3 protein-coding genes are annotated in these 1,986 nt (G+C 61.3%); all 3 read right to left on the reverse strand.

From position 1 onward, the window contains the following. On the reverse strand, positions 1-604 hold a 604-nt coding region (locus NW837_RS13820), incomplete at its 3' end, for a tetratricopeptide repeat protein (protein ID WP_414332181.1). Continuing rightward, positions 504-959, reverse strand: a complete 456-nt coding sequence (locus NW837_RS13825) for a J domain-containing protein (protein ID WP_414332182.1) — start codon at positions 957-959, stop codon at positions 504-506. The genes NW837_RS13825 and NW837_RS13820, both read right to left, overlap by 101 nt. After that, positions 917-1,774 carry an ABC transporter substrate-binding protein gene (locus tag NW837_RS13830; RefSeq protein WP_414332183.1) on the reverse strand — a complete coding sequence of 286 codons (858 nt, stop codon included), beginning with the start codon at positions 1,772-1,774 and terminating at the stop codon, positions 917-919. Before NW837_RS13830 ends, NW837_RS13825 begins: the two co-directional genes overlap by 43 nt. Between the last annotated feature and the right edge of the window lie 212 nt (positions 1,775-1,986).

Raw genomic sequence — 1,986 nt, forward strand, 5'->3', positions numbered from 1 at the left:
TGCCGAAGAAGCGGCTCAAGAACCCGCCGTTGTCTTCTTTGCGGGGAGGCGGCACCACTTTCTGAGCTTGGCTCGTTTGGCGGCTGGGCGAGGGAACGGGCTGTTGGGTGGTGACCTGCTGCAGCCAGCGGCGCACCTCGGCCATCAACTCGGCGTTGGCGGGTTCTAGGCGGCTGACCTGCAAAAAGTCTGCTTTGGCCATGCCGGTATTCCCCTGCTTCAGGTGGGCAATGCCCCGGTGCAGGTAGTAGCGGGCCACGTTGGGCTCAGCGCTGATGGCAAAGTTCAGATACTGCACCGCATCCCGGTATTGCTTGCGCTCGATCATGTCCAAGGCTTGGATAAAGCGGGTTTCCGCAGGGCTGAGCTTGGGAGCCGGAGGTGGGGTGGGAACGGGCTGAACAGGGGGACGGCTGGGCGGAGCAACGACGGGGGAGGCTGGGATCCCACCCACAGTGGTACGGCTGGGGGAAGGGGTTGGGATCCCGGTCGCGGTAGTGGTTCTAGAGGCAGGGGCTAGGCTCCCCTGGTAGCCGGCCTTGAGCAACAAATAGGCCAGGTTCAGCTCGCTCAATTGCTCGGTTTTCTCGAGCAGGGTTTCCATGGAGCTGTATTGCTCTTTGGCCAGCTTCCCCAGAGGGCCAAAGATCCGGGGGGGGCGTCTCCAAAAGGCGTTTAATCCGCATTTTGAGCACCGTTTCGTATTCCCCTCGCTCCCGCTCTTTGGTCAGCACTTCGTTGGCCGGGTTGACCAGCTTGGCAAAGAGGATGTTGGCGCGTTCTGCACCTTCGGGATCCCCCACAAACCGATCCGGGTGGAGGGCCTTGGCCGCCTGCAGGTAGCCGCGCCGGATCCCCTTGGAGTCGGCGGTAAGGGGCACGCCTAAGATGGCGAAATGGTCAGTCTCGTAGCGGGCTAGTCCTCGGTTGAGGCGGGGGACATTAGAGTTGGATCCCATAGTTGCCACTTCTCTAAAATCTGCTGCAAGGTTCCGTTTTCGATCAGGCTGGAAATCGCCCCATCCACAGCTTCCTTCAGGGAAGGATGCTGAGAGGATACTACTCCCACCAGAGGCATGGGGAACAGGGGCGGCCCCACCAGGCGCAGCCGGGATCCAGCTTGGCGCAGGTTTAGGGCGGCAACAGGCTGATCAACCAGCACGGCATCCAACTGGCCGGCTTGTAGCTGAGCAAACAAGCGCTCAGGGTTGCTGGTGGCAAAGAGACGAATGGCGTTGCCCCTCCTCTCGTTATACGCCTCCAGCAGGGCTGCCCCCGTACTGTTAACTACAATGCCCACTTTGCGGCCAAATAATTGCGACAGTGCTTCAATGGCCGGTTCCTCTGGCCCGGAGGCGGGGGAGGGATCCCGTACCACCAAGCGCTGCGGGCTGAGATAGTAGGGCCGGGTGGCCAGAAACTGCTCCGGATCCAAGCCCAAAGCTTCCCGCGCCCCCCAGATCAAGTCCACCTCATCCGCTTGCAAGGCCGCCAACTGCTCGCTCCAGGCCACGTAGATGGGATCCACCTGCACCTGAAGGGTTTGGGCAAGCGCCTCCAGGATATCCCACTCGAAGCCGGCGTAGGTTTGTCGCTCCAAGTCGGTATAGAGATAGGCCGGCCCCAGACTGGGATCCAAGCCAACCCGAATGCGCCCCCAGGCCTGGATCTCGGCCCAACGGGAATCGAGGGGCTGTGCCCGCTCGGTGGGGGCAACCTTCCCTTGTTCCGGCTGAGGGTAACCGGGGCCAGCAGTGGCAACCCCAAGGGCCATCGCTCCCAAGAGGAGAGCCAGGCCGAACTGTGCCGCCCGGCAGCCATGTCGCTGTTTTCCGGGGAGTCCGCTAACCCATCTCCTATCTACCCTGCCCAACATAGGGTTCTTGGAATCTTCTTGATTATTCCTCGATTATTCGTCAGCTAGAAATCGCAGGAGCCCCGCACTGTACCCGTAGGGTCAGTGTCGGGAGGAATGCGGAAGTTATG

Source organism: Synechococcus sp. R6-10 (assembly GCF_047461815.1).
In the GTDB taxonomy this organism is placed as follows: domain Bacteria; phylum Cyanobacteriota; class Cyanobacteriia; order Thermostichales; family Thermostichaceae; genus Thermostichus.